Here is a 24689-nt window from a genome sequence, read left to right as displayed (position 1 = left end):
ACCGCCGCCGCGCGCCTATCTGCCCGCCACCCAGCGCCCTATGGCCCCCCGGACCAGCTCCGCGGGGTCGTCGTCGTCCCGGGCGGGCGCGACGACGTACGACAGGGCGAGGCGGACGGCGCTCTCGCAGGCGAGGGCCAGCTCCGGGTCCCGCCCCCGGCCCCGGCCGCCGAGCGCGGCCACCGCCCGGTCCCGCACCATCCCGAGCAGCTCCGCCGACGAGGGCACCCCGGCGTCCGCGCGGCGCTGCGCGGGCACCGACGACGGGGCCCCGGGGGCCCTGCTCGGCGTGGGCAGCCGCTCGCTCCAGCAGCCGGTGAGCGCGGCCCGTACGAGGGCGTTGCCGCGCGCCGCGCCCACCGTCCAGGCGGCCACGGCGGCCAGCCGCTCGGCCGGTTCGCGCTCCTCGGCGAGCGCGCGTTCGACTCCGTGCAGATAGCCGTCGGTCTCGCGGCGCAACAGGGCGCGGGCGAGGCCTTCCTTGCTGCCGAACTCGTTGTAGAGGGTCTGCCGGGACACCCCGGCGACGGCCGCGACGTCGACCATGCGCACACCCGGCCAGGGGCGCCGGGCGAGCGCCGTGTAGGCCGCGTCCAGTAAGGATTCCCGTGCTGCGGGCATCGTCGCCTCCCCGGGCCGATGCGGCTTTCGGTTGCCAGAGTTGACGCGCTCGGAGGCACTGTCAATAGCTCCGGCGTGAGCCCGCGCACCCCAGTGCGATATGGCGCTGTGGCTCGGGTGGATCGAGATCGATACTGTTCACCCATGCCCGACTACCACGATGATCTGCGTCTCGCCCATGTCCTCGCGGACGCCGCCGACGCCCAGACCATGGACCGGTTCAAGGCCCTCGACCTCAAGGTCGAGACCAAGCCGGACATGACGCCGGTGAGCGAGGCCGACAAGGCGGCCGAGGAGCTGATCCGCTCCCAGCTCCAGCGCGCGCGGCCGCGGGACGCGATCCTCGGCGAGGAGTACGGCGTCGAGGGCACGGGGCCGCGCCGCTGGGTGATCGACCCGATCGACGGCACCAAGAACTACGTACGCGGTGTTCCGGTCTGGGCCACGCTCATCTCTCTGATGGAGGCGGTCGAGGGGGGCTACCAGCCGGTGGTCGGCGTCGTCTCCGCGCCCGCGCTCGGCCGCCGCTGGTGGGCGGCGAAGGGCGGCGGTGCCTACACGGGGCGCAGCCTGACCTCGGCGACCCGGCTGCATGTGTCGAAGGTCTCCCGGCTCGCGGACGCGTCGCTGGCGTACTCCTCGCTCTCGGGCTGGGAGGAGCAGGGCCGCCTGGACGGCTTCATGGACCTGACCCGCGCGGTCTGGCGCACCCGTGGCTACGGCGACTTCTGGCCGTACATGATGGTGGCCGAGGGCGCGGTCGACATCTGCGCGGAGCCCGAGCTCTCGCTCTGGGACATGGCGGCGCCCGCGATCGTGGTCACGGAGGCGGGCGGCAGCTTCACCGGCCTCGACGGCAGGCCCGGCCCGCACAGCGGGAACGCGGCGGCGTCGAACGGCCTGCTCCACGACGAGCTGCTCGGCTACCTCAACCAGCGTTACTGATCCCGAACCGACCGCGCACGCCCCCTTGTTGGCCGCCGCTGCGGCTGCGACATTGAGAGTCCCCCCACTTGTGAACTTGTGAAATAGTTCTCCAAGTCGGTGGCGGAGGCAATCCTTCGCCCACCGGGAGGTCACCGTTTCACCAAGGAGGTGGCTCACGCCCATGCTCGTCCGCGACGCCATGAGCACGGTGGTCCTGACCATCGGCCCCACCCATACCCTGCGCCAGGCGGCCAGGCTGATGTCCGAGCGCCGCATCGGCGCCGCCGTCGTCCTCGACCCCGACACCTGCGGGCTCGGGATCCTGACCGAGCGCGACGTCCTCAACTCCCTGGGCCGCGGCCAGAGTCCGGACACCGAGATCGCAGGCACCCACACCACGACCGACGTCGTCTTCGCCACCCCGGCGTGGACCCTGGAGGACGCGGCGGACGCCATGGCGCACGGCGGCTTCCGGCACCTGATCGTGATGGACGGGGGCGAGCCCACGGGCATCGTCTCGGTCCGCGACATCATCCGCTGCTGGGCACCGGTCCGGCGTGCGGCGGCACAGGAGCTGGCGGTCTGAGGGGGCCGGGAAACGGCGGCGGGCCGGACCCCCGGGGGAATCCGGCCCGCCGTCACTCTTCGGCAAGAGGCACTGGTCAGCCGCGCAGGGCCTGGACCGCGGCCTCCAGCCGCTTGCCGAAGTCACCGTCCGCCTGGCGGAAGTTGTTGATCGCGCGCTCGGCGATCTCATCGCGCGAGACCTTGGCGATGAAGCCCGACAGGTTCTCGATCAGGCGGTTCTTCTCGTCCTCGGACATCAGGCGGTAGAGGTTGCCCGCCTGCACGAAGTCGTTGTCCTCGGCGTGCCGCGGCGTCTCGTGGTTGCCGGTGCCGCCCGTGACGGGGACGGACTGCCACAGCGGCCGGTCCGTCTGGAACGGGCCGCCGAAGCTGTTCGGCTCGTAGTTCTTCGCGCCCTTGTGGCGGCCGTCGTACAGGAAGCCGTCGCGGGAGTGGGTGCGCGCCTCGGTGGCGTGCGGGCGGTTCACCGGCAGGTGGTCGGCGTTGATGCCGACGCGGTAGCGGTGGGCGTCGCCGTACGCGAAGAGGCGGCCCTGGAGCATCTTGTCCGGGGAGGGACCGATGCCCGGCACGAAGTGGGCGGGACTGAAGATGGCCTGCTCGACCTCCGCGAAGACGTTCTCCGGGTTGCGGTTGAGCTCCAGCTTGCCGATCTCGATGACCGGGTAGTCCGCGTGCGGCCACACCTTGGTGAGGTCGAACGGGTTGAAGCGGTACGTCGCCGCCTCGGCCGCCGGCATGACCTGCACGCCCACGGTCCAGGTCGGGTACTCGCCCCGCTCGATGGCCTCGCGCAGGTCGCGCTGGTGGGAGTCGGGGTCCTCACCGGCGAGCTTGTTGGCCTCGGCCTGGGTGAGGTTCTTGATGCCCTGGTCGGTCTTGAAGTGGTACTTGACCCAGAAGACCTCGCCGGCCTCGTTGTTCCACTGGTAGGTGTGCGAGCCGAAGCCGTCCATGTGGCGGTACGACGCGGGGATGCCGCGGTCACCGAAGAGCCAGGTCACCTGATGGGTGCTCTCCGGGCTGAGCCCCCAGAAGTCCCAGACGTTGTCCGCCTCCTGCGAGCCCGTGTAGGGGTCCCGCTTCTGGGTGTGGATGAAGTCGGGGAACTTGATGGCGTCCCGGATGAAGAAGACCGGGGTGTTGTTGCCGACGAGGTCGTAGTTGCCCTCTTCGGTGTAGAACTTCAGCGCCCAGCCGCGCGGGTCGCGCACCGCGTCGGCCGCGCCGAGGTTGCCCGCCACGGTGGAGAACCGCAGGAACGTCTCGGTCTGCTTGCCGACCTCGGAGAGGAAGTTCGCCCGCGTCCACTGCGAGACGTCACGGGTGAGCGTGAAGGTGCCGTAGGCCCCCGCGCCGCGTGCGTGCACGACGCGCTCCGGGATCCGCTCGCGGTTGAAGTGGGCGAGCTTCTCCAGCAGCAGCTGATCCTGCACCAGGACCGGCCCGCCGACGCCCGCGGTCTCACTGTTCTGGTTGTCGGCTACCGGCGCGCCGGCCTCCGTGGTGAGCGGTCCCTGCGTCACGTGCGCCTCCTGCGTATTCAAAACCTGCGGGTCCTGTCCCTTGGCCAATGCCATACCTGATCCTACAATGGACACTGTCTAAGTCAAGCAATCATCCAAAGTCACACCCGTTCGGGACTGGCTCCCCTGCCTGTTAGGCTGGTTTTCATGAGTGACCTGTTGGAACGACTGCGCGGACGCGGCTGGCGCATGACCGCACAGCGGCGCGTCGTGGCCGAGGTCCTCAACGGGGACCACGTCCACCTCACGGCGGACGAGGTGCACGCCCGCGCCGCGGACAAGCTGCCCGAGATCTCCCGGGCGACCGTCTACAACACCCTGGGCGAGCTGGTGAGCCTCGGCGAGATCCTCGAAGTCTCGACGGACCGCCGCGCGAAGCGGTACGACCCGAACGCCCACCGCCCCCACCACCACCTGGTCTGCGCCCGCTGCGGCGCGATCCGTGACGTGCACCCCACGGGCAACCCCCTGACCAGCCTCCCCGACTCCGAGCGCTTCGGCTTCACGGTCGAGGGCGTCGAGGTCACCTACCGCGGCGTCTGCCCTAGCTGCGCGGCGGCCTAGCGCTTTTGCGTACGCCCCCGAAGGGCCCGGCACCGAAAGGCGCCGGGCCCTTCGGCGTGCGGCTCCACGGTGGCCGATCCCGGCCGGGACCTTCCGGAAACTGACGGTGCGTCATATGGTCGGCGGCGCCCGGACCATCCGCCCGCACTCCGCGAGGAGGCCCCGTTGAGCCCCGTGGGAGACCCGCACCCCAAACTGGAAGCACACGCACTGACCAGGACCTTCGGCCGCGCCGCCAAGGCGGTGCACGCGCTCGGACCCGTGGACCTGAAGATCGCCCCCGGCGAGTTCACCTGCGTGGTGGGCCCCTCCGGCTGCGGCAAATCGACCCTCCTGCGCATCGCCGCCGGCATCCTGCGCCCCAGCGGCGGCAAGCTGACCATCCGCACCAAGGCACAGCACCCGGCGGCGATGATCTTCCAGGACTACGGCATCTACGACTGGAAGACCGTCCAGGCCAACGTCAGATTCGGCCTGGACATCCAACGCGTCCCCCACGAAGAGGCCGACGCCAGAGCCACGCACTGGCTGAGCCGCATGGGCCTCGCCGACTTCGCGGACGCCTACCCGGCCGCCCTCTCCGGCGGCATGCGCCAACGCGTCGCCATCGCCCGCGCCCTGGCCGTGGAGCCCGAGATCCTGCTGATGGACGAGCCGTTCGCGGCGCTCGACGCCCAGCTGCGCACGATCCTCCAGGACGAGCTCCTCGCCCTCACCCAGGCCACCCGCACGACCACCCTCTTCATCACGCACAGCCTCGAAGAGGCGATCGTCCTCGGCGACCGCGTCCTGGTGATGTCGGCCCGGCCCGGCCGCGTCATCGCCGAGCGCCGCCCGCCGTTCCCCCGTCCCCGAACCGGCGAGGTCCGCGCGACCGGCGAGTTCACCGCGCTGAAGAGCGAGTTGTGGCAACTGCTGCGGGACGAGGTCGGCACGGAGGCGGCGGCATGAGCCGCCTCACCGGCGACCGCACCGGCAAGACCTCACGAGTCGAGCGGGAAGAGCGGGAAGGGCGCGACGAGCGGGACGAGCGGGACGAGGAAGGCGTACTGGTCAGAAGGCCGGGCCCGCACGAACTGCGCCCCGTGCGCACCCACCGCAGACGACGCGCCCTCGAACTCGCGCTCGCCGTCGGCGTACCGCTCGCCCTGGTCCTGCTCTGGCAGCTCGCGGCCGTCAGCGGCTGGATCGACGACCGCGTCTACCCCGCGCCCCAGACGATCATCGAGGACGGCTGGCGGCGCGCGGCGGACGGCGACCTGTGGCCGGACGTGTGGGCGACACTCAAGCGCGTACTCGCCGGGTACGCCGTCGGCACGGTCGCGGGCTATGCGCTCGGCCTGCTGATGGGCTCCCTCTCCCTGGTGCGCGCCGCCCTCGAACCGACGCTGGACGCTTTGTACGTCGTACCGAAGCTCGCGCTCCTGCCCGTCTTCCTGAACATGTTCGGCCTCGGCGAGGGGCCGCAGATCGCCCTGGTGGCGACCACCGTCTTCTTCTTCGTCTGGATCTCGACGATGGCGGCGGTCCTCGCCGTGCCGTCCGGGCACCGTGACGCGGGCCGCGTCTTCGGCGCCTCGCCGTGGCAGATGTTCCGCCACGTCCTGCTGCCCGCGTCGCTCCCCGCGGTGCTGGTCGGCGCCCGGATCGCCGCCGGGGTCGCGGTCCTGGTGATCGTCGCCTCGGAGCAGATCGCGGCGGCCGACGGCCTCGGCCACCTCATCTTCGACTCCCGCGCGCTCTTCCAGAACGACGTGATGTTCGTCGGCATCGTCTGTGTCGCCGTGCTCGGCGTGGTCTTCTCCGAGCTGGTGCGCGTCGTGGGCCGGTTGCTCACGCCCTGGGCCCCGCGCGACCGGGGCCGGAGCCAGTCATGACAACGACGTCCGTACGTCGGTACGTCTGTACGTCCGTATGTCCATGGGGATCTGCGCCCGGGACGAGTACCGGAGGCACCATGCGCCCTCGCACCACCGCGCTCACGCTGCTCCTCACCGGCGCCCTGCTCGCCGCGTCGGCCTGCGCGAAGGAGGACGACACGGGAGCGTCCGCCCCTGCGAAGCCCCGCACCGTCACCCCGGTCTCCGGCTGCGGCAAGGGCAGCTGGACCGACCCCGCCGACCTGGCGCCCGACCGCGAGCCCGCACGCTGCGCCCCGGGCACACCCGCGCCCAAGCCGCTGCCCGAGGAGCGCCGCCTCACGATCGCGACCGGCACGCTGAGCGCCGAGTACGTCGCGCCGCTCCAGATGGCGGTGGACAAGGGCGAGTTCGAGAAGGAGGGCCTGGACGTCGAGCTGAAGGTCCTGCCCACGCCCGACGCGCTCCCCCTCCTCGCCAAGGGCGACCTCGACGCCCAGTGGGCGGCCCCCGAGGCCGCCGTGATGAACGGCATCACCAGCGGCTTCGACATCAAGTGGACGGCCGGCAACTTCTCCCCCGACCCCCGTTCCAAGAGCGGGCTGTGGGTGAAGCTCAAAAAGGGCGAGAGCGCCGCCCACGTCCCGATGGCGGGCCGCAAGATGGGCACGATGATCGGCAAGGGGTCCGTCATCGCGTACCCCATGAACAAGGCCCTGAAGAAGCACGGCGGCGGCCTGGACGAGATCCGGTTCCAGCAACTGGGCTCGGCGGACGTCCTCACCGCCCTCCGGCAGGGCGGCACCGACTCGGCCTGGCTGCTCGACCCGGTGTGGCGCAAGGTCGACGGCGACAAGCGGTACGCGTTCCTCGGCGGCCAGCCCCAGGGCGAACCGCTGGGCGGCCTCCTCTTCGGGCCGAACCTCCTCAAGAAGGACCCGGACGCGGGCGTCGCCCTGCTGCGCGCGTACATCAGGACGGTGAACACGTACTTCGCCGGCGACTACAAGGCCGACAAGGCCTTCGCCGGGGAGCTGGCCGAGCTGCTCAAGACGGACGAGGATGTCCTGCTCGCCACGCCGTCCCTGCGCATGGACTGGGAGATCCGCGCGGGCACGACGGACCGCCTCCAGGACGCCTACCGCGCGGAGGGCGTCTCCGAGGGCGACAAGGTCCCGGAGGAGCAGGTGGTCGACCGCGAGCTGTACGAGGAGGCGGTCGGCCATCAGTGAGGGCGCATGCCGAAGGCCCGGAGTCCATTCGGACTCCGGGCCTTCGGTTTCAGTAGCGGGGACAGGATTTGAACCTGCGACCTCTGGGTTATGAGCCCAGCGAGCTACCGAGCTGCTCCACCCCGCGTCGGTGAACCCAACAGTACGTCAGGGCCACGACCAGCGCAAATCCGTTCCGCGACGGGCCCGCGGGCCGGAGGTTCCGCGTCACCGGCGGGGCAGCTAGGCGGAAAACCCTGCTACAGCCGTTCAGCGACAGGCCCACGGGCCGGAGGTTCCGGGGCTCTCGCGGGGCAGCTACGCGGAATGCCGCAGCCCTTCCGCCACAGGCCCCTAGGCCGGAGATTCCGCAACGCCGACGGGGCAGCCAGGCGGAAAACTCCCGCCGCAACCCTTCCGCCACAGGCCCCCTGCCCAGAGACTCCGCAACGCCGACGGGGCAACTACGCGGAAAGCTCCTGCCGCAGCGCCTCGCGCAGGCGTCCCGCCCGCTCGGAGACCTCCGCGGGTCCGAGGTCGACCGCTCGCGACGCCCACCGCTGGCCCTGCGCCAGCTGCCCGCGCCGGGCGTAGAGGAGGGCGAGCCGCAGGGCCGCCCTGCCGTGTCCCGCGTCGGCGGCCCGCGTCCACCAGAGCGCGGCCTCGGGCTCGCTCCCCTCGCGGGCGAGCAGCAGCCCGAGGTTGAACGCGCCGTTGCGGCTGCCGGCCTCGGCGGCCTTGCGGTACCACCGCGCGGCCTCGACGACGTCGCCCCGCCCGGCGGCCAGCATGCCCACGCGGACCTGGGCCCGGCGGTGGCCCTGCTCGGCCGCCCGCTCGTACCACTCCTCGCACTCGGTCTTCTCCGCCGCGGGCTCGCCGAGGGCGGGCGGCGCCGCCGCGGGCGCCGCGCGTCCAGCAGCGTCCCGAGCCGGTACGCCGCTTCCGCGCTGCCGCCCCCGGCCGCGCACCGCAGATGCCGCTCGGCCTCCTGCTCGTCGCCCTCGCGCAGTCGCGCGGTGCCGACCTGGAGGGCCGCGTCGGTGTGCCCGTCGGCCGCCGCGCGCTCGTACCAGCGCAGGGCGGAGGCCTCGTCGCCCCTGCTCGCGTACAGGATGCCGAGGTTGAACGCCGCGTCGACGCTGCCCGCCTCCGCGGCCTTGGAGAACCACGGCTCGGCCCCGGCCGCGTCCCCGCCCTGGAGCAGCAGCACGGCGAGCGCGTTGGCGGCCTCGCGGTGCCCGGCGTACGCGGCGCGGCGGTACCACTGGTCGGCCTGCGCGGTGCGGCCCTGCTCGGCGCAGAGCAGCCCGAGGTTGTACGCGCCGTTCACATCGCCCGCGTCCATGGCGGCGCGGTACCACCGCTCGGCGGTCTGCGTCTCCCCGCGCTCGGCGTGCAGCGCGCCCAGCGCGTTCGCGGCGTTGCCGTCGCCGTCCTGCGCGGCCTTGAGCCACCACACGGCGGCGCTCTCCTCGTCCCCCGCGTCCCGCAGCAGGAACCCGAGGGCGCAGGCCGCCCGGGGCTCACCGTCCTTGGCGGAGTTGAGGTACCAGCGCCCGGCCTCCTTCAGCTCGCCGCGGTGCTCCAGGATCGCGCCGAGGTGCAGCGCGGCCCGCCGGTGCCCGCGCGCGGCGGCCTGGCGGTACCACTGCTCGGCCTCGCGGGGTGCGCACGTCCTCCCCGCGGCGCGCGCGGCACGGCGGACCGGCAGGGCTCGCCGCACTCCGCGGGCTCACCGCGCTCCGCGGCGGCCCTGCGGTCGAGCGCACGGGCCAGGCGGTACGCGGCCTCGCGGTGGCCGCGCTCGGCGGCGACCCGCATCCAGCGCTCGGCGCCGACGTCACCGCGGTGCTCCAGGAGGTCGGCGAGCGCGTACGCCCCGAGGGTGTGGCCCTGCTCGGCGGACTGGCGCAGCCAGTACTCGGCGGCGGGCTCGTCGCCGCGCTCGCGGTGGTAGCGGCCGAGCGCGTGCGCGGCCGCGGCGGAACCGGCGACGGCGGCGACCCGCCACCAGCCGGCCGCCTCGTCCGCGTATCCGCGCTGGTGAAGGAGGACGCCGAGGTTGTTGGCGGCGGCGCGGTCACCCTCGGCGGTCGCCGCGCGCAGCAGGGATTCGGCTCCGTCGAGGTCACCGCGGCGCAGCAGAAGGCTTCCCAGGACGCTCATCGCGTCGACATCCCCGGCCTCGGCGGCCAGCCGATGGCGCATCTCTTCGGCGGCCGTCCCGGGATCTTCCTCCCGGTCGACCGCCTGCACAAACCGCCCTGTATCCAACAGAGTTGCCTTGTCCCCCATAACGTCCATCGTCGCACCACCTGCAACCTGGGTATACCTGATATACCGCAGCCAGTGAGGTCACTTCAGCGTTTTGTCGACATGCCCACAGAGAGATAAGTGAAACACAGATCCCCCAACTCTCCCCCGTCACCGCGCCGTTCACATGACTTGGCATAGGACACCCGCACAAGACGGCATCGGCCCACGGCACACGACGAAGGCCCGGATCCATAAGGATCCGGGCCTTCACCTTGCAGTAGCGGGGACAGGATTTGAACCTGCGACCTCTGGGTTATGAGCCCAGCGAGCTACCGAGCTGCTCCACCCCGCGCCGTTGTGTTCAAACCGTACCACGGCGCGGGGTGCCCCTCTGACCAGCTGCTCAGCCGCCGCTGCCCGCTTCCTGATCGCCGCCCTTGTCGGCGCCGTCGTCAGCGTTCTTGTCAGCGGCCTTGTCGGTCTTGCCACCGTCGCCGTCGCCGGCCTTGTCAGCGCTCTTGTCGGCGCCCTTGTCGGCAGCCTTGTCGGCGTTCTTGTCGGCGTTCTTGTCGGCGTTCTTCTCCGCCGCCTTGGCCGACGCCTCCTCGGCCCGCTCCAGTGCTTCCTGGAGGCGGTCCTGAGCCTCGCCGTACTTCTTCCAGTCGCCTTCCTTCATGGCCTTCTCGCCGTCCTCGAACGCCTTCTGGGCGTCATCGAGGGCGGCCTGGACCGTCGGGTCGTTCGTCCTGGGCGGCTTGGTCGGCTCGTCCGTGTCCGCGTCCCCGTCCTGGTCCTGGGCCGGCGGCTTCGTGCCGCCCGCCGCGCCGAAGACCTGATCGAGGCCCTCGCCCAGGGAGTCCGCGAAGACGGTCTCCGTGCCGTACGACACGGCGACCTTCTTCAGCAGCGGATACGCCGACTTGCGGCCCTGTACGTAGACGGGCTCGACGTAGAGGAAGCCGTCGTCCAGTGGCACGGTCAGCAGATTGCCGTAGAGGACGTCGGAATCGGCGCCCTTCATGTCCCGGACGAAGTTACCGACCTCCGTCATGGAGTTCAGCTTGTTCTGCACCTGTTCAGGGCCGTCGACGTCGCCGGTCACTCTCAGCAGCTTCATCTGGCCGTAGTTCTTGCTCCTGGCGTCGGCGTCGACCGTCATGAAGGCCCGCAGGTTGGGCCGCTCACTGGGGGTGAACGTCGTCGTCAGCGCGAACTGCTGCTGGTCCTGGCCCGGCGCCTTCAAGGACAGGTAGTACGGCGGGACCGCGCTGTCGTCCTTCTTCGTCGGGTCGTTCGGCACCTGCCAGGCGTCACTCGCGTTGTAGAACTGGCCGGGATCCGTGACGTGGTAGAGCGTCAGGAGCTCACGCTGCACCTTGAACATGTCCTGCGGGTAGCGCAGGTGGTCGTTGAGCGCCGCCGGGATCTCGCTCTTGTCCTTGACGGTGCCCGGGAACGCCTTCTTCCAGGTCTTGAGGACCGGGTCCTTCTCGTCCCAGGTGTAGAGCTTGACGTCGCCGGTGTACGCGTCGACGGTCGCCTTCACCGAGTTCCGGATGTAGTTGACCTGGTTCTGCTGGGCGATCACCGTGCGCTGGCTGTCCGCCTGCGACAAGGAGTCCGCCGTGGTGTCACCGAGCGTGGTGCGCGAGGCGTACGGATAGCCGTTGGTGGTCGTGTAGGCGTCGACCACCCACTGGATGCGGCCGTCGACCACCGTCGGGTAGACGTCGCCGTCGATCGTCAGCCAGGGGGCAACCGCTTCGACGCGCTCCTTGGGGGTGCGGTTGTAGAGGATCCGCGAGCCCTCGCCGATCGCCCCGGAGTACAGGATCTGCGGCTCCCCGAAGGACACCGCGTACGCGGCCCGGTTGATCGGGTTGGAGAGGTTGACCCCGCTGTCGCCCTTGTAGCTGTACGTCTTCTGACCGCCGCCGTCCTCCTCGTAGTCGAGCTCCTTCTGGGGCCCGCCCACGATCGAGTACTGCGTCGTCTTCTCGCCGTAGTAGATCCGCTGCTCGTACTCGCCGAGGTTGCCCTTGGTCGGCAGGCCGGACTCGGTGAACGCCGGGGCACCCTTGGAGCCCTTCTTGGTCTCCGTGCCCTTGGCGGCGACGACGCCATAGCCGTGCGTGTACGCGAAGTGGTCGTTGATCCAGTTCCGCTTGTCGAGCTTGTTCACGTTCAGCTCGCGCAGGCCGACGATGGTGTCCTGGCCGTTGTAGCGGTCCACGTCCAGCGTCGTCGGGAACTGGTAGTAACTGCGCTCCTGCTCCAGCTGCTGGAACGTCGGCGAGACGATGTTCGGGTCGTTCAGCCGGTAGTTGGCCGCCGTGTCGGCGTCCTCGCGCTTCTTCTGGCGGTCCTCGTCGACCTTGCCCGCACCCCGGTAGTCCTCGGGCTTCACACCGCTGATGCCGTAGGCGTCGCGGGTGGCCTCGATGTTCTTCTCGATGTAGGGCGCTTCCTTGGCCTGCTCGTTCGGCTGGACCTGGAACTTCTGGACGATCGCGGGGTAGAGCCCGCCGATGAGGATCGCCGAGAGGACCATCAGGCCGAAGCCGATGACCGGCAGCTGCCAGGTACGCCGCCACAGCGTCGCGAAGAAGAGCAGGGCACAGATGACGGCGATGCAGAAGAGGATCGTCTTCGCCGGCAGGTAGGCGTTGGCGTCGACGTACCGCAGACCGGTCCAGTTGCCCGTCGCCTTGAAGTCACTGGACTTCACCGCGAGGCCGTACCGGTCGAGCCAGTACGCGATGGCCTTGAGCGAGACGAAGACGCCGAGCAGCACCGAGAGGTGGCCGGTCGCCGCCGCGGTCGCGCGCGCGCCGGGGCTGGTGATCCGCAGCCCGCCGTACAGGTAGTGCGTCAGGGCGGCGGCCACCAGGGAGAGCACCGCCGCCGCGAAGCCGAAGCCCAGCAGGAAGCGGTACCAGGGCAGGTCGAACGCGAAGAACGACACGTCCATGTGGAACTGCGGGTCCTTCTGGCCGAAGGGCACGCCGTTGACCCACATGAGCCAGGTGCGCCACTGTCCCGCCGCGGAGGCGCCCGCGATCAGTCCCACCAGCGCGGTGATCCCGATCAGCAGCCACTTCTTGTAGGGGGCGATGCCCATGCGGTACCGGTCGAGGCTCTGCTGCTCCATCGACATGGCGCTGAGCGGCGGGCGCAGCCGGTGCGCCAGCCAGATGTTCACGCCGACCGCGGCCGCCATGAGGAGGCCGAAGACGAAGAACAAGCCGATCTTGGTCCACAGGGTCGTCTTGAAGACCGATGAGTAATTGACCGAGCGGTACCACAACCAGTCCGTCCAGAACCCGGAGAACATGACGAAGGCCATGGCCAGCACGGCCAACACGCCCAACGTCATGAGCAGGGTCCGGACGCGACGGGAGGGTCGGCCCACTCTGATCCGTGGCCCCGTCGGGCCTCCGCCGCGGTCCGGCATCTGGAAAGCCAAGGTGCGCACCTCGAAGTTCGCTGTCGATACGTCAGGCCCCCGAGATCGTGGAGCCACACCTATGCAACTTACTCACGCTTTACTCGGTTCCCGATTCTCGGGACTAACGAGGCAGGATTGTGACCATGTCCAACACTCCCATGGCAGCGAGCCCCCTCACCCGGGCCGTGCTCGAGATCGATGAGTACGTGTCCGGCCTGGGCTGGGACCGGCCCGCCCGCCTCTTCGCGCTCGTCGACACGGCGCGACTGCGCACCCAAGAACCCGGCCTCGCCTCCCAGCTCGGCCTTGACGACGGCGTGGAACACGCCGGTCTCACCCCCATCGAGCAGGAGGAGATCCCCGCGGACAAGCCGCTGGACGAGTTCCTCGGCACCATCGCCTGGCCGGACGCCGTGACGGGCTGCGCCCTCACGGTGGAGCGCCTGATGCTGCCGCCGTCCGCCGAGACGTCCGTACCCGAGGGCCTCAGCGAGGCCCAGCTGGCGCAGTGGGTGGCGAAGCACCCCGACCGCCAGGAGGTCCGCATGACCGTGGCGGTGCTCCGTGACGGCGCGCGCGAGTCGGCGCTGCGGCTGCGCGAGAAGGACTCGCCGACCGAGGTCCTCACGGGCTCCGACCTGGTGCCCGGCCTCGCGGACGCGCTGGCGGCGACCTTCGCGTAGCACCCGCTCTCGTACGTAGGCGGGTGGGGCGGGCCTCCGGGCTCCCCCGCCCGCGTACGGCTGCCCGCGTGCGGCTGCCTGGTCCCGTGGGTCGAGCCGCTACTTCGCGGCGCAGCTCGGCAGGGCGTCGGTGTCGCCCTTGCGGATCTTCTCCAGGGACTTCACCGCGTCGTCGATGGTGTCGACCTTGACCAGGGTGAGGCCGTCCGGGACGTCGCTCGCGGCCGCCGCGCAGTTGGCCTTCGGCGTCAGGAAGTACTCGGCGCCCTTCTCGCGCGCGCCGACGGTCTTCATTTCGATGCCGCCGATCGGGCCGACCTTGCCCTTCTCGTCGATGGTGCCGGTGCCGGCCACGAAATTGCCGCCGGTGAGGTCCTTCGGGGTCAGCTTGTCGACGATACCGAGGGCGAACATCAGTCCGGCGCTGGGGCCGCCCACGTCGGCCAGCTTGATGTCGATCGTGAACGGGAAGGTGTGGTCGGTGCCCGCCTTGATCCCGACGATCGCCCGGTCGCCGTCCTCCGCCTTCTTCGTCGTGATCTTGATCTCCTCGGTCCTCGTCGGCTCCTTGCCCGACTTCTCGGCGGCGGCCGCTTCCTTGACCGGGACGATCGTGAACGTGACGCTGTCGCCGGGCTTGCGCTCGGTGACGAGTTCGGCGACGTCCGTCATCTCCTTGACGGGCTTCCCGTCGACCTTCTTGATGACGTCGCCCGCGTGCAGCTTGCCCTCGGCCGGGTCGCCCTTGATGACGGTGGAGACGATGACCTGGGACTCCACCGGGAGCTTGAGCTCCCTGAGCGCCGCCACCTTGGCGCTCTCCTGGGACTGACTGAACTCCTCGGCGTTCTCCTGCGTGGACTGCTGCTCGGTCTTGCCGTCCGGGTAGAGCGTGTCGTGCGGCACCACGATGTTGTCGTGGGCCAGCCAGCCGTAGACGGCCTCCGCGAGGTTCATGTTGTAGTCGGCGCTGGTCACCCTGACCGTCGTCATGTTGAGGTTGCCGGTCGTGGGATACGTCTTGTGGCCGGAGATCTGCAGCACCGGCTCGCCGTCGTGATCACCGAGAGTGTTCACCGTGGGGCCCGGGGACATCTCCGAGTAGGGCACTTTGATGAGCACTCCGGCGCAGAGCAGCGCGATCAGCATCAGGGTGGAGGCGAGCATCGTCGCAGTGCGGCGTGGCATGGAACGACAGTACGGGACGGGCCTGTCGACGCACCTGTGGGGCCGGTCCGTACGGGGACATCACGTACCGGAGCGGGACTTCTCCATCGCCTCGCGGAAGGCGGCGTAGCCGTTCAGTTCCGTGTGGTCGCCGGTCCTGCCGGACTTGCGGTTACGGGCGGCCCAGCCGCCCCACAGTCCCGCCCCGACGGCCGCCAGAAGCGGAATCAGCAACCAGGCAAGTGATGCCATGTCGAACTCCCGACCCCATGAGCGACCCCAACTGACTGATCAGCAGATTAATCAGCCACATGGTCAACGCTCACAGCAGGGGTCGAGTTACGCAACTGGAGCCGCACGGGTCATCGCCGGGTACGACGCCGGTCCTGCCCCTCGGCCGCTCTCAACAGGCGCCGACCCACTCCTCCTTGCCGTCGGAGAACCGCTGGTGCTTCCAGATCGGCACTTCGTGCTTGAGGTCGTCGATCAGCTTGCGGCAGGCGGCGAAGGCCTCGCCACGGTGCGGACAGGAGACCGCCACGACCACCGCGAGGTCGCCGACCGCGAGATCACCCACGCGGTGCACGGCGGCCAGGGCGCGCACCGGGAACTCGGCGACGACCTTCTCGGCCACACGGCGCATCTCGGCCTCGGCCGTGGGATGCGTCGAATAGCCCAGCTCGTCGACGTCCGCGCCGCCGTCGTGGTTGCGCACGGTCCCCACGAAGAGCGCCGTGCCGCCCGCCGCGTCGTCGCCGACGGCACGGAAGACCTCGTCCAGGGAGAGCGGGGTGTCGCGGATCGCGAGGAGGCGGATCGGGTCCTGTGCGCCCTGCTCGCCGGGGTGGTCCATCGTGGTGCTAGCCATGCGGCCATGGTGCCGCACGGCAAGCCCCACACGGAATAGGACGTCCCTACAGCGGTCCTACAACCGAACAGGCATTGCACACGGCGCCACTCGCTGTGGGCAGGCGTTCCGCAGGGCGGAACGGGTGGGCACAGCGCCAACCGCCGGGTGCGGTGCAGCGAGGCGGTCCCGCCAAGGACCCGCGGGGCGCCGACAGCAAGGGCGGCACCCTCCAAGGCACCCGGAACCGCTCAGATCCGCCGCCGCGCCTTCCGCGCCCTGCGCACGACAGCCGCCGCCCCGAGCAGAGCCACCGTCGCCCCCGCGGCCCCCGCAGCCGTCGCATCCTTGCGTCCAAGGCGCCGCCCGGCCACGGTCCGCCGCCCGGACACCTCTTCGAGCAGCTCCGCGAGGACCTCCTCGTTGGTCCACTGCGGCCGCCACCCGGCATCGTGCAAGCGGCTGACGCTGACCACCCAGGGGTACATCGTGTAGGCGAGGTCACCGGCCGGGGACGGCGTGAGCCCGATGCGGTGCAGCCGGGCCGCCGCACCGAGCGCCACGGTCGAGGGCAGCTCCATCCGGCGGATCCCGCTGAGCTCCTCGACCTCCTCCTGCTCCAGCCAGCCGTCGCAGCCGACGGCGAGCTCTCCGTCGACCTTCTCCAGGACGGCGTACTCCAGGGCACTGCACAGATCCTCGACGTGACAGAACTGCCAGGCAGGCCGGGAGCCCGCCACGACGAGCAGGCGAGGCGACTCGAAGTAGCGCGTCAGGGCCGTGTCGGTACCGCCCACCAGGGTCGCCGGCCGTACGACGGTGACGTTGAGCCCGGGGTGCGCGCGGGGCGCCCGGCGTGCGAGCCGCTCGACCTCCAGAAGGTCACCGACCCCCGTTGCCTCCGCGGTCGCCCGCAACTCGGCGTCTTCGGAGAGGGGCAGTTCGTTCTCGGGCAGCGCTCCGTAGACCATCGCCGAGGTGCACAGGACGACGCGGTGGACGCCTGCGGCGGCGGCAGCGGTCAGGACGGTCTGGGTGCCACGTACGTTGTACGCGGTGCGGGCCGCGCCATCGGTCTCCAGGTCGAGATCGAGCGCCAGGTGCACGACGACGTCCGCGCCCCGCAGCTTCTCGGCGATCGCCGGGTCCCGCACGTCCAGGATGTGCCACTGGACCTGCGAGCACTCGCCTCGGCGCTCGTCGATGGCGATGACCTGCTTGATCTCCTCCGAGGCGGCAAGGCGCTCGGTCAGCAGCGCACCCACGCCGGAGGCGGCGCCGGTGACGGCTACTACGGGCCCACGGGCGGGCGCCGGGGTTGACGGGTTTCGCGCTGCGCGAACCTGTGGATCTGGGGAACTCACCGGGCGTCTCCAGCGGTTGTCTTCAGTACGTACGCGAATGACGCGTACGTACCAGGTGGCATCCATCCTGCCGCAGGCCATCAGTCGGCGAAGCACCGAGGCCCGAACCCGTCACGGTGTCTACGCTGGGTGGTGTTGTAGGGCAGCCGCCGCCGGAACGATACCGGCGGCCTGACGAGCCGAGGAATCCCGTGAGTGACACCCCATTCGGATTCGGCCTTCCGCCGGAGGAGCCGGAAGACGGCGACGAGGGCAAGAAGAAGGAATCCCCCGGACAGGGCCAGGGCGGGGGCCAGGGTGCCGGCGGCCCCGGAAACCCGTTCGGTTTCGGGTTCCCCGGCGCGGGCGGCCCGGGCGGCGGGGACAACCCGTTCGCCGCCATGTTCGGCTCCATGAACCCGAACGACCTGGGGGCCGCCTTCCAGCAGCTCGGCCAGATGCTCTCGTACGAGGGCGGCCCGGTGAACTGGGACATGGCCAAGGACATCGCCCGCCAGACCGTCGCCCAGGGCACGGCGGACGGCACCAAGGACGCCAGCGTCGGCCCCGCCGAGCGCTCCGCCGTCGAGGAGGCCGTGCGCCTGGCCGACCTGTGGCTTGACGACGCGACGTCACTGCCGTCCGGGTCCGGCACGGCCGTGGCGTGGAGCCGCGCCGAGTGGGTCGAGGCGACCCTGCCGGTGTGGAAGGAGCTCGTCGACCCGGTGGCCGAGCGGGTGGGCCTCGCCATGGGCGACGTCCTGCCCGAGGAGATGCAGGCCATGGCCGGCCCGCTGATCGGCATGATGCGCTCCATGGGCGGCGCCATGTTCGGCCAGCAGATCGGGCAGGCCGTCGGTGTGCTCGCCGGTGAGGTCGTCGGCTCCACCGACATCGGTCTGCCGCTCGGCCCCTCCGGGAAGGCCGCGCTGCTCCCGGTGAACATCGAGACGTTCGGCAAGGACCTCGGCGTCGACAAGGACGAGGTGCGGCTCTACCTCGCGCTGCGCGAGGCCGCCCACCAGCGGCTCTTCTCCCACGTCCCGTGGCTGCGCTCGCATCTGTTCGGCGCCGTCGAGGGGTACGCCCGGGGGATCAAGGTCGACACGGCCAAGCTGGAGGACGTCGTCGGCCAGCTCGACCCGCAGAACCCCGAGCAGTTGCAGGAAGCCCTCCAGCAGGGCATGTTCCAGCCGGAGGACAGCCCGGCCCAGAAGGCCGCCCTGGCGCGCCTGGAGACCGCTCTGGCGCTCGTCGAGGGCTGGGTGGACGCCGTGGTGCACGCCGCGGCCAAGCCCCGCCTGTCGTCCGCCGACGCCCTCCGGGAGACGCTGCGCCGCCGCCGTGCCTCGGGCGGCCCAGCGGAGCAGACGTTCGCCACGCTGATCGGCCTGGAGCTGCGCCCGCGCCGCCTGCGGGACGCCTCGCGCCTGTGGGCCTCGCTCACCGACGCGCGCGGTGTCGACGGCCGCGACGGCCTGTGGGAGCACCCGGACATGCTGCCGACGGCGTCCGACCTGGACGACCCGGACGGCTTCGTCCACCGCGAGCAGATGGACTTCTCCGAGCTGGACAAGATGCTCGGCGAGGCGGCGGGCGGCGGCTCCTCCACGAAGCCGGACCTCACGAAGGACCAGGGCGACGACGAGTCCCCCGAGGACGGCGGTAAGTGAGCCTTCACGACGACGCCGTCCTCGTGCTCAAGGCGTACGAGGGGCGGGCCGACCAGGCCGAGCTGCGCCAGACGTATCTGGACCACCTGTCCGCGCACGGCGAGGACGGCATGTGGAAGGCCTGCACCGCGGGCCATGTGACGGCGAGCGCCCTGGTGGTCGACCCGTCCCGCGGGCGGGTCCTGCTCACCCTGCACAAGAAGCTGCGGATGTGGCTTCAGATGGGCGGCCACTGCGAGCCTGCGGACACGTCGCTGGCCGTGGCCGCGTTGCGCGAGGCCACGGAGGAGTCCGGTGTGCCGGGCCTGACGCTGCTCCCGGGCGGCCCCGTACGCCTGGACCAGCACCCGATTCCGGGGCCCTGTACGCAGCATCTGGACGTGCAGTACGCGGCGATGGCCCCGGCCGACGCCGTGGAGGCGATCAGCGACGAGTCCCTGGACCTGCGCTGGTTCGCGTACGACGAGGTGGCGGACGTGGCCGACGAGTCGGTCGTACGCCTGATGGAGGCGACGAGGGCACGTCTGTAAGAAGGCGCCCCGAAGGGACGCGGGGAACTGCGCGACCAGCCACAGCCGGCCCGCAGTTCCCCGCGTTCTGAAGTCCTCCGGAGCGCTCAGCTCCAGACGTTGCCCTGGTTCTGCCCACGGGCACCCTGCTGTCCCACGCCGAACTGCGCCCCGGCGCCCCGCCCTATGACCGCGTTCTGCGGCGGCAGCAGCTCGCTCGGCTGGACGAGCGCGTAGCCCTGTCCCATGAAGCTGAGCTCCCAGCCCTCGCCGGTGTTGCCGCGGCGCCGCCAGACGCCCGAGGAGTGGGTCTGGGCCTGCATCTGCACGCGCAGCCCGTTGGACCAGGCGACGATGGCGTCCGCGTCCGCATTGACGTACCGGTCGGGCGTGACCTGGAGCATCAGCGGCTGACCGGACGTCATCAGGGCGACCTTGCCCCGCCCGGAGATGTTGAGCTGGTACTTGCCCGAGCCGGAGATGCCGTACTGGCTGTCCACGGCGATGACCTGGTGAGTCAGCGACGAGTCCATCGCGAGGACATAGCTGCTGTCCACGGTCAGACCGTCCTGGTCGACGTCCACGACGTGGACGTACTGGGCGAGGTTCGCCAAGTAGACGGTGCCCTGGCCGTGGCAGCGCATCAGGTCCAGGCCCTCACCGGTCTGCGCGCGGGCGCGCTGGTTGCCCTGGCTCTGGTACTCGGCGTCGAACTCGATCAGCCCCTGGTAGGCGACCATGGCGCCCTTGCGGGCCAGGACGTCGTCGTGCCCCTCAAGGGCGACCCGCAGCAGCTGCGGGTTCTGGACGGAGTAACGCTCCTGGGTCTGCTGTTCTGCGTGCGCGAAAAGTGGGCTCTGCATGGTGTTGCTCCCCCTCAGCCCCGTGCTCGGAGACGGTCGGTGCTGTCCTCACTGGGCTGTACGACGACGATGCCCTCTCCGGAGAAGCCCATCTGATAGGCCTCGCCGCTGCCGCGCCCGATGAGGGAGCCGGCCTTGAAGCTGCGCTTGCCCTTCACCTTGAGGTTCGGGGACCAGGCGATCAGGGCGTCCGGGTCGACGTACGTCTCGTCCTCGCCGCGACCGCAGTCGACGACGATGGGAGTGCCGCGGGAGGTCAGGGCGACCCACCCCTGGCCGGAGATCGTGATGTTCCACAGGCCCTGGCCGGCGAACTTGGCCATGCCCTTGACCCGCTCGACACCCCACTGGAGGGACGTGTCGAAGGCGAGCAGATTGGTGCCGTTCACCGAGAGGGACTCACCCGCCAGGTTGATGACGACGACGTCCGCTCCGTAGTCGGCGAGGTAGAGCAGGCCGTCTCCGGAGCACTTCATCAACGGTGCGCCCTCGCCGGTCATCCACTCGCGCGCGACCTGGCGGACGGCGGGCGGGTTCGGCTCGTACTGCACGAACCCTTCGTAGGCGACCATCGAGCCCACGCGCGCGAGAAGGTCGTTGCCGGTCTGCATGGCGACCTTGACCATGTGGTGGCCGTGGTTCTCCATGCGGGCGGCGACGGGTGCGGGAGCGAAGCCCGCGAGCTGCTGATTCATGTGCTGATTCATGACGGGCTCCCTCAGACCTCGTACGGCTGGACGACGATGAAATTGCCGGGCGCGCCACGGAACTGGAGGTTCACGCTCTCTCCCGTGGAGCCCGCGTACGCGTTGCTGCGCATCCTGACCTGGCTGGAAACGATCGCCTGCGCGGCGGCCGACCAGGCGACCACGGCATGGCAGTCGGCGAACGTCGTCGGCGTGACCGGCAGCACCACGGGCACGCCGTGGGTCTTCACGATGACCGTGCCGTTGCCCTGGAACTGCATGACGAACAGCGCGCCGCCGGGGATGCCGTGGCCCTCGATCCTGCGCACCTCGTGCTGGAGGGACTCGTCGAAGGCGAGGACGTTCTCCGCGGAGACGCAGATCGCGTCGCCCTGGAGTTCGATGGGGTGCAGGTGCGTGCCCTCCTCGGCGAGGAAGACCTGACCGCGGCCGGAGCAGCGCATCAGCTGCATCTCCTGGCCGGTGGCATTGCCGACGATGCGGCCGGCGAAGCCCGCGCCCTTGTAGCTGAACTCGACCTTGCCCTGGTAGAGCACCATCGAGCCCTGGCGGGCCAGGATCGGCTGGTCGGCCACGCCCAGGTCGACGCGGACCAGCTTCTCGTTCTGCTGCGTCCAGCGCTGGCCGGTGGGGGCCTCGCGGTACTTCTGGAGAGCGGCGGCGACACCGGCGCCCTGGGGCATGCCGCCGTGCGGGGCGGGGGCCTGGCCGGGGAACTGGCCGCCCGGCGGCTGCTGGCCGTAACCAGGCGGCATCGGAGCCTGCGGCTGCTGGCCGTAGCCCGGCGGCATCGGGGCCTGGGGATGCTGGGCGTAGCCCGGCGGCAGGGGCGCGGTCTGGCCGGGGGCCTGCTGGCCGGGCACCTGACCGTACTGCGGCTGCTGCGGGGGCTGCTGACCGGGCCGGCCGTACGGCGCGGGGACCGGCGGGGGCGGCATCGTGCCGCCGGGCGGCTGGTTCACCGGCGCCACGATGGTCTGCGCTGCGTGCGCCGGCTCGGCCGGGGCGGGCGCCGGGGCGGGTGGCGCCCTGTGGCGGCGCGAAGCTCTGCGCGGGGCGGGCGCGGGTGCCTGGGGCTGCGCGGCAGCCGCCGGGGCGCCGAACGCGGGCGGGGCCGCGGCCTGCGCCGGGGCGCGAACGAGGGCGCCGCGGCCTGCGGCTGCGCGGGGGCGGGCTCCTCCTCGGCGACCTCGCCGCCGAAGTTCCTCAGCAGGGCGTCGAGTCCGCCGTCGAAGCCCTGGCCGATCGCGGCGAACCGCCAGACGTCCTTCAGGTAGAAGTCGCCCAGCATGACGGCGCGCTCCGTGGAGAACTCCGCGCCGGTGAAGGCGTAACGCGCCACTTCCTCGCCGCCCGCGACGATGCGGATGTATCCGGAGGCGACCTGCGACATCTGCCCGGCGCCGTCGATCGTCGCCGTGAACGAGAGCCGCTGGATCTGCGGCGGTATGCGGTCGAGCGTGACGCGGAAGGACTCGGTGTCGCCCGCCTGCGCGCCCAGGAGCTGGATCGACTCCTCGGGAGACTTCGGCTGGTTGAAGAAGATGAAGTAACGGTCGTCCGACAGTCGCTCGCTCGCGTCGAGGCCGAAGCAGCTGATGTCGAAGGTCAGCCCGGGTGCCGAGATCTGTACGCCTACGTACAGATCCGTCCCCGCGGTGAGGTCACTGATCTTGGCCTTGTGGCCGCGCTGGAATTCCCTGGCCATACGTAACGACCGTCCCCCATCCCGAATGTGAATGCGTCGCGCCAGGCTAACCGCAAAGTCTGACAGCGGACGAAGCCGGTACGGACCCGCTACACAACCGTCGGACGCGGCGGACGTTCACTCCTCGCGGGCGGCCGGCAGCTGCGGCAGCCGGCCGGCGGCGACCACACCTTCGAGGTAGCCCCTGGCCCGCTCCGTACGCGGATAGGCCTCCAGCAGGCGCCAGAAACGCGGCCCGTGCCCGGGGACCAGGAGGTGGGCGAGCTCGTGGACGAGGACGTAGTCCACGACGTACTCGGGCATGCCCTGCAGCCGGTGCGAAAGGCGGATACTGCCCTCCGACGGCGTGCAGGATCCCCAGCGGGTGTTCTGGTTCGTGACCCAGCGAACGGAGGCGGGCCTCGCGCGGCCGTCGAAGTACTGGTCGGAGAGCTGCCTGGCCCGCTCGCAGAGCTCCGCGTCACCGAGGAGCCGCTTGCTCTCCTGCGCCGCGAGCTTGTCGAGCATCACGTTGACCCAGCGCTGCTCCTCCGCCTCGGACATGCGGGCGGGGATGAGGACGACCGTGCGGTCGCCCTCGCGGTACGCCGAGACCGTTCTGCGCCGGCGGGCGCTGCGTCTGACCTCGACCGCGCTGGGGCCCGCGCCGGACGGCGGCGGACTGGGCGTGCTGCGCTGTGGAGTTCCGGCGCGACGCGCTGAGGTCTCCCCAGCGACGCGAGAGGACGGGTCGGCGGGCACGCCCCGACGTTACCCGCTGGGCGTGGGGGAAGTCCCGCCTCCGGGACGGTTCGGCGGCGATCCGCCGCCCGGTCGTTCGACGCATACGACCGATTGGTTCGACCAGTACGACTGATCGTCACGACCCGTACGACTAATTAGTACGACAAGCACTCCGTGCCTGTGGACAACGCGACGCGGACAAGTGGCGGGGCGGGCATTCTGGCAGTCGATCGGCGCGGCGGACGGGACCGCGCCGGGCTGACGACGGGGGACCACCATGCATCCGACCTTGAAGCCCGCGCTGCGGCGCGGCTGGCGGGACCTGAGCACCGTGCAGTTCGGGGTCGCGCCCGCGCACGCCATGGCGCTCGGCCCGATGGACACCGCGACCGGCAGTTTCCTCTCCCTGTTGGACGGCACCCGGGGCTTGCCGCTCCTGCGCGAGGAGGCCCGGCGGATGGGTCTGCCGGACGGTCACGTGGACAGGCTCCTTGGCGAGCTGTCGCGGGCCGGCCTGCTCGACGACGCGACGGGCGGCGGCCCCGCGGCCGACGCCCTGCGCAAGCGGAGCGGAGCCATGGACCGGCTGCGGTCCGACCTGGCCTCGGTGTCGCTTCTCACCTCGGAGCCGGGTGAGGCGATCGAGAGGCTGGCGGCGCGCCGGGCCATGCGCGTCCGCGTCCAGGGAGCGGGGCGAGTGGGCGCCGTCGTGGCCTCGGTCCTGGCGGGGGCCGGGGTAGGGCGGGTCGAGGTGCTGGACGGCGGGCAGGTGGAGCCTTGGGACGTCGCGCCCGGCGGGCTGCCTGCGGAGGCGATCGGGGAGCGCCGGGACACGACCGCGCGCCGGCTGGTGCGGCAGTCGGCGCCGGACCGGCCCCCGCGCACGGACCGCGCCGCGTCGCCCGGGCCACCGTCAGCTGGGCCGTCGCTCTGGCAGGCCCCGACGGCCGAGGACCGGGCCGGGCTGTCGCTCGTGGTCATCGCCCCGCGTGAAGGCCTGGACGCGTACGCCCCCGACCCCGTCCACGCCGAGGACCTCCTCGCGGCCGGCATCCCTCATCTCTACGCCGGGGTGATCGAAGGTACGGGCGTGGTCGGCCCTTTGGTCCTGCCCGGCTCGACCGCCTGCGCGGGCTGCCTCTTCCGGCAGCGCGCGGACCGCGATCCCACCTGGGCCCGGATGCTGGCGCAGTGGCGATCGGGGCGTTCGCGGCACGTGCCCGCGTGCGACCTCGCCCTGTCGACCTCGGTCGCCGGGCTGGTCGCGGGGCATGCGCTCGCCTTCCTGGACGGGGCGTCCACTGCTGCCACAGGAGTCCGCTGGGAGGCGTCCGTACCGGGATTCGACTGGCACGCGCGTCCGGTTTGGCCGCATCCCGCATGCCCGTGCGGGGCGGGCGCGGACGTTAAGGGGGATCGGCTCACCACAGAGAAGGAGCGGCACGCAACAATGGCCGGGTAAC

At 71.0% G+C, this 24689-nt stretch carries 20 protein-coding genes, 2 tRNA genes and 2 pseudogenes; 10 read left to right on the top strand and 14 right to left on the bottom strand.

The annotated features are described in order from the left end of the window. Positions 1–15 precede the first annotated feature (15 nt). A complete protein-coding gene (locus KKZ08_RS25545; RefSeq protein WP_223776662.1) occupies positions 16–621 on the bottom strand; it encodes a TetR/AcrR family transcriptional regulator in 606 nt (201 codons plus the stop codon). A 144-nt stretch (positions 622–765) separates the two neighbouring features. On the opposite strand from KKZ08_RS25545, the gene hisN reads away from it, so the two are divergent. Then, positions 766–1566, top strand: coding sequence for a histidinol-phosphatase (gene hisN / locus KKZ08_RS25540; protein ID WP_223776661.1), 801 nt, complete (start codon positions 766–768; stop codon positions 1564–1566). A 163-nt stretch (positions 1567–1729) separates the two neighbouring features. After that, positions 1730–2134: a CBS domain-containing protein gene (locus tag KKZ08_RS25535; protein ID WP_223776660.1), complete on the top strand. Its 405-nt coding sequence runs from the start codon at positions 1730–1732 to the stop codon at positions 2132–2134. A gap of 76 nt (positions 2135–2210) precedes the next feature. On the opposite strand, the gene KKZ08_RS25530 is transcribed toward KKZ08_RS25535, so the two are convergent. After that, a complete protein-coding gene (locus tag KKZ08_RS25530; RefSeq protein WP_276573905.1) occupies positions 2211–3716 on the bottom strand; it encodes a catalase in 1506 nt (501 codons plus the stop codon). 93 nt (positions 3717–3809) lie between these two features. Between KKZ08_RS25530 and KKZ08_RS25525 the strand changes: the two genes are divergently transcribed. The 4 genes from KKZ08_RS25525 (at position 3810) to KKZ08_RS25510 (ending at position 7317) form a co-directional block, all read left to right on the top strand. Then, positions 3810–4226, top strand: a complete 417-nt coding sequence (locus tag KKZ08_RS25525; RefSeq protein ID WP_223776658.1) for a Fur family transcriptional regulator — start codon at positions 3810–3812, stop codon at positions 4224–4226. A gap of 174 nt (positions 4227–4400) precedes the next feature. Then, positions 4401–5177 carry an ABC transporter ATP-binding protein gene (locus KKZ08_RS25520; RefSeq protein ID WP_223779185.1) on the top strand — a complete coding sequence of 259 codons (777 nt, stop codon included), beginning with the start codon at positions 4401–4403 and terminating at the stop codon, positions 5175–5177. Continuing rightward, entirely contained in the window at positions 5174–6103 is a 930-nt protein-coding gene (locus tag KKZ08_RS25515; RefSeq protein WP_223776657.1) for an ABC transporter permease, read from the top strand. Before KKZ08_RS25520 ends, KKZ08_RS25515 begins: the two co-directional genes overlap by 4 nt. An 80-nt stretch (positions 6104–6183) precedes the next feature. Beyond that, a complete protein-coding gene (locus KKZ08_RS25510) occupies positions 6184–7317 on the top strand; it encodes an ABC transporter substrate-binding protein (protein WP_223776656.1) in 1134 nt (377 codons plus the stop codon). 53 nt (positions 7318–7370) lie between these two features. Here the strand turns inward: KKZ08_RS25510 and KKZ08_RS25505 are convergent. The 4 genes and pseudogenes from KKZ08_RS25505 to KKZ08_RS25490 form a co-directional block, all read right to left on the bottom strand. Further along, positions 7371–7444: transfer RNA gene (locus KKZ08_RS25505), tRNA-Met, on the bottom strand. Between the two features lie 316 nt (positions 7445–7760). Then, positions 7761–9603 (bottom strand): annotated as a pseudogene (locus tag KKZ08_RS25500) (sel1 repeat family protein). A gap of 230 nt (positions 9604–9833) precedes the next feature. Then, positions 9834–9907 (bottom strand) — tRNA-Met (locus tag KKZ08_RS25495). A gap of 51 nt (positions 9908–9958) precedes the next feature. Then, the gene (locus tag KKZ08_RS25490) at positions 9959–13009 is read right to left on the bottom strand and encodes a UPF0182 family protein (RefSeq protein WP_223779184.1); all 3051 of its coding nucleotides are present in this window, start codon (positions 13007–13009) and stop codon (positions 9959–9961) included. Between the two features lie 137 nt (positions 13010–13146). Here KKZ08_RS25490 and KKZ08_RS25485 point away from each other — a divergent pair, with 137 nt between their 5' ends. Next, the gene (locus KKZ08_RS25485) at positions 13147–13686 is read left to right on the top strand and encodes a PPA1309 family protein (RefSeq protein WP_030780960.1); all 540 of its coding nucleotides are present in this window, start codon (positions 13147–13149) and stop codon (positions 13684–13686) included. A gap of 99 nt (positions 13687–13785) precedes the next feature. On the opposite strand, the gene KKZ08_RS25480 is transcribed toward KKZ08_RS25485, so the two are convergent. The 4 genes from KKZ08_RS25480 to KKZ08_RS25465 form a co-directional block, all read right to left on the bottom strand. Continuing rightward, complete coding sequence (locus tag KKZ08_RS25480; RefSeq protein WP_223776655.1) at positions 13786–14874, bottom strand: PDZ domain-containing protein; 1089 nt, start codon at positions 14872–14874, stop codon at positions 13786–13788. 60 nt (positions 14875–14934) lie between these two features. After that, positions 14935–15105, bottom strand: a complete 171-nt coding sequence (locus tag KKZ08_RS25475) for a hypothetical protein (RefSeq protein ID WP_223776654.1) — start codon at positions 15103–15105, stop codon at positions 14935–14937. A gap of 151 nt (positions 15106–15256) precedes the next feature. After that, on the bottom strand, positions 15257–15721 hold the full coding sequence (locus KKZ08_RS25470) for a molybdenum cofactor biosynthesis protein MoaE (protein ID WP_223776653.1): 465 nt from the start codon (positions 15719–15721) through the stop codon (positions 15257–15259). 230 nt (positions 15722–15951) lie between these two features. Then, positions 15952–17064, bottom strand: a complete 1113-nt coding sequence (locus KKZ08_RS25465) for an SDR family oxidoreductase (protein ID WP_223776652.1) — start codon at positions 17062–17064, stop codon at positions 15952–15954. Positions 17065–17255: 191 nt separating this feature from the next. Between KKZ08_RS25465 and KKZ08_RS25460 the strand changes: the two genes are divergently transcribed. Both KKZ08_RS25460 and KKZ08_RS25455 read left to right on the top strand, forming a co-directional pair. Beyond that, on the top strand, positions 17256–18716 hold the full coding sequence (locus KKZ08_RS25460; RefSeq protein WP_223776651.1) for a zinc-dependent metalloprotease: 1461 nt from the start codon (positions 17256–17258) through the stop codon (positions 18714–18716). Further along, entirely contained in the window at positions 18713–19246 is a 534-nt protein-coding gene (locus KKZ08_RS25455) for an NUDIX hydrolase (protein WP_223776650.1), read from the top strand. The genes KKZ08_RS25460 and KKZ08_RS25455 overlap by 4 nt, the downstream gene beginning before the upstream one ends. 86 nt (positions 19247–19332) lie before the next feature. Here the strand turns inward: KKZ08_RS25455 and KKZ08_RS25450 are convergent, their stop codons facing one another. The 4 genes and pseudogenes from KKZ08_RS25450 to KKZ08_RS25435 form a co-directional block, all read right to left on the bottom strand. After that, on the bottom strand, positions 19333–20088 hold the full coding sequence (locus KKZ08_RS25450) for an AIM24 family protein (protein ID WP_223776649.1): 756 nt from the start codon (positions 20086–20088) through the stop codon (positions 19333–19335). Positions 20089–20102: 14 nt separating this feature from the next. Next, positions 20103–20783, bottom strand: a complete 681-nt coding sequence (locus KKZ08_RS25445; RefSeq protein WP_223779183.1) for an AIM24 family protein — start codon at positions 20781–20783, stop codon at positions 20103–20105. A gap of 23 nt (positions 20784–20806) precedes the next feature. Further along, positions 20807–22503: pseudogene (locus tag KKZ08_RS25440) on the bottom strand (TerD family protein). A gap of 117 nt (positions 22504–22620) precedes the next feature. After that, a complete protein-coding gene (locus KKZ08_RS25435) occupies positions 22621–23244 on the bottom strand; it encodes a M48 family metallopeptidase (protein ID WP_223776648.1) in 624 nt (207 codons plus the stop codon). A gap of 259 nt (positions 23245–23503) precedes the next feature. Here KKZ08_RS25435 and KKZ08_RS25430 point away from each other — a divergent pair, with 259 nt between their 5' ends. Continuing rightward, complete coding sequence (locus KKZ08_RS25430; RefSeq protein ID WP_223776647.1) at positions 23504–24688, top strand: TOMM precursor leader peptide-binding protein; 1185 nt, start codon at positions 23504–23506, stop codon at positions 24686–24688. The last annotated feature ends 1 nt before the right edge of the window (position 24689 follow it).

The sequence above is a fragment of the Streptomyces sp. 135 genome, assembly GCF_020026305.1.
GTDB lineage: Bacteria > Actinomycetota > Actinomycetes > Streptomycetales > Streptomycetaceae > Streptomyces.
Note: the sequence above shows the minus strand (reverse complement) of the source record. Positions and strands in the feature narration are given on the sequence as shown.

What these genes read in the sequence shown, in the direction of transcription:
- KKZ08_RS25545 (WP_223776662.1), bottom strand. Translation starts at nt 621, where the DNA reads ATGCCCGCAGCACGGGAATCCTTACTGGACGCGGCCTACACGGCGCTC.
- KKZ08_RS25475 (WP_223776654.1), bottom strand. Translation starts at nt 15,105, where the DNA reads ATGGCATCACTTGCCTGGTTGCTGATTCCGCTTCTGGCGGCCGTCGGG.
- KKZ08_RS25485 (WP_030780960.1), top strand. Translation starts at nt 13,147, where the DNA reads ATGTCCAACACTCCCATGGCAGCGAGCCCCCTCACCCGGGCCGTGCTC.
- KKZ08_RS25515 (WP_223776657.1), top strand. Translation starts at nt 5,174, where the DNA reads ATGAGCCGCCTCACCGGCGACCGCACCGGCAAGACCTCACGAGTCGAG.
- KKZ08_RS25445 (WP_223779183.1), bottom strand. Translation starts at nt 20,783, where the DNA reads ATGAATCAGCAGCTCGCGGGCTTCGCTCCCGCACCCGTCGCCGCCCGC.
- KKZ08_RS25490 (WP_223779184.1), bottom strand. Translation starts at nt 13,009, where the DNA reads ATGCCGGACCGCGGCGGAGGCCCGACGGGGCCACGGATCAGAGTGGGC.
- hisN (WP_223776661.1), top strand. Translation starts at nt 766, where the DNA reads ATGCCCGACTACCACGATGATCTGCGTCTCGCCCATGTCCTCGCGGAC.
- KKZ08_RS25530 (WP_276573905.1), bottom strand. Translation starts at nt 3,716, where the DNA reads ATGGCATTGGCCAAGGGACAGGACCCGCAGGTTTTGAATACGCAGGAG.
- KKZ08_RS25480 (WP_223776655.1), bottom strand. Translation starts at nt 14,874, where the DNA reads ATGCCACGCCGCACTGCGACGATGCTCGCCTCCACCCTGATGCTGATC.
- KKZ08_RS25450 (WP_223776649.1), bottom strand. Translation starts at nt 20,088, where the DNA reads ATGCAGAGCCCACTTTTCGCGCACGCAGAACAGCAGACCCAGGAGCGT.
- KKZ08_RS25535 (WP_223776660.1), top strand. Translation starts at nt 1,730, where the DNA reads ATGCTCGTCCGCGACGCCATGAGCACGGTGGTCCTGACCATCGGCCCC.
- KKZ08_RS25510 (WP_223776656.1), top strand. Translation starts at nt 6,184, where the DNA reads ATGCGCCCTCGCACCACCGCGCTCACGCTGCTCCTCACCGGCGCCCTG.
- KKZ08_RS25525 (WP_223776658.1), top strand. Translation starts at nt 3,810, where the DNA reads ATGAGTGACCTGTTGGAACGACTGCGCGGACGCGGCTGGCGCATGACC.
- KKZ08_RS25430 (WP_223776647.1), top strand. Translation starts at nt 23,504, where the DNA reads ATGCATCCGACCTTGAAGCCCGCGCTGCGGCGCGGCTGGCGGGACCTG.
- KKZ08_RS25470 (WP_223776653.1), bottom strand. Translation starts at nt 15,721, where the DNA reads ATGGCTAGCACCACGATGGACCACCCCGGCGAGCAGGGCGCACAGGAC.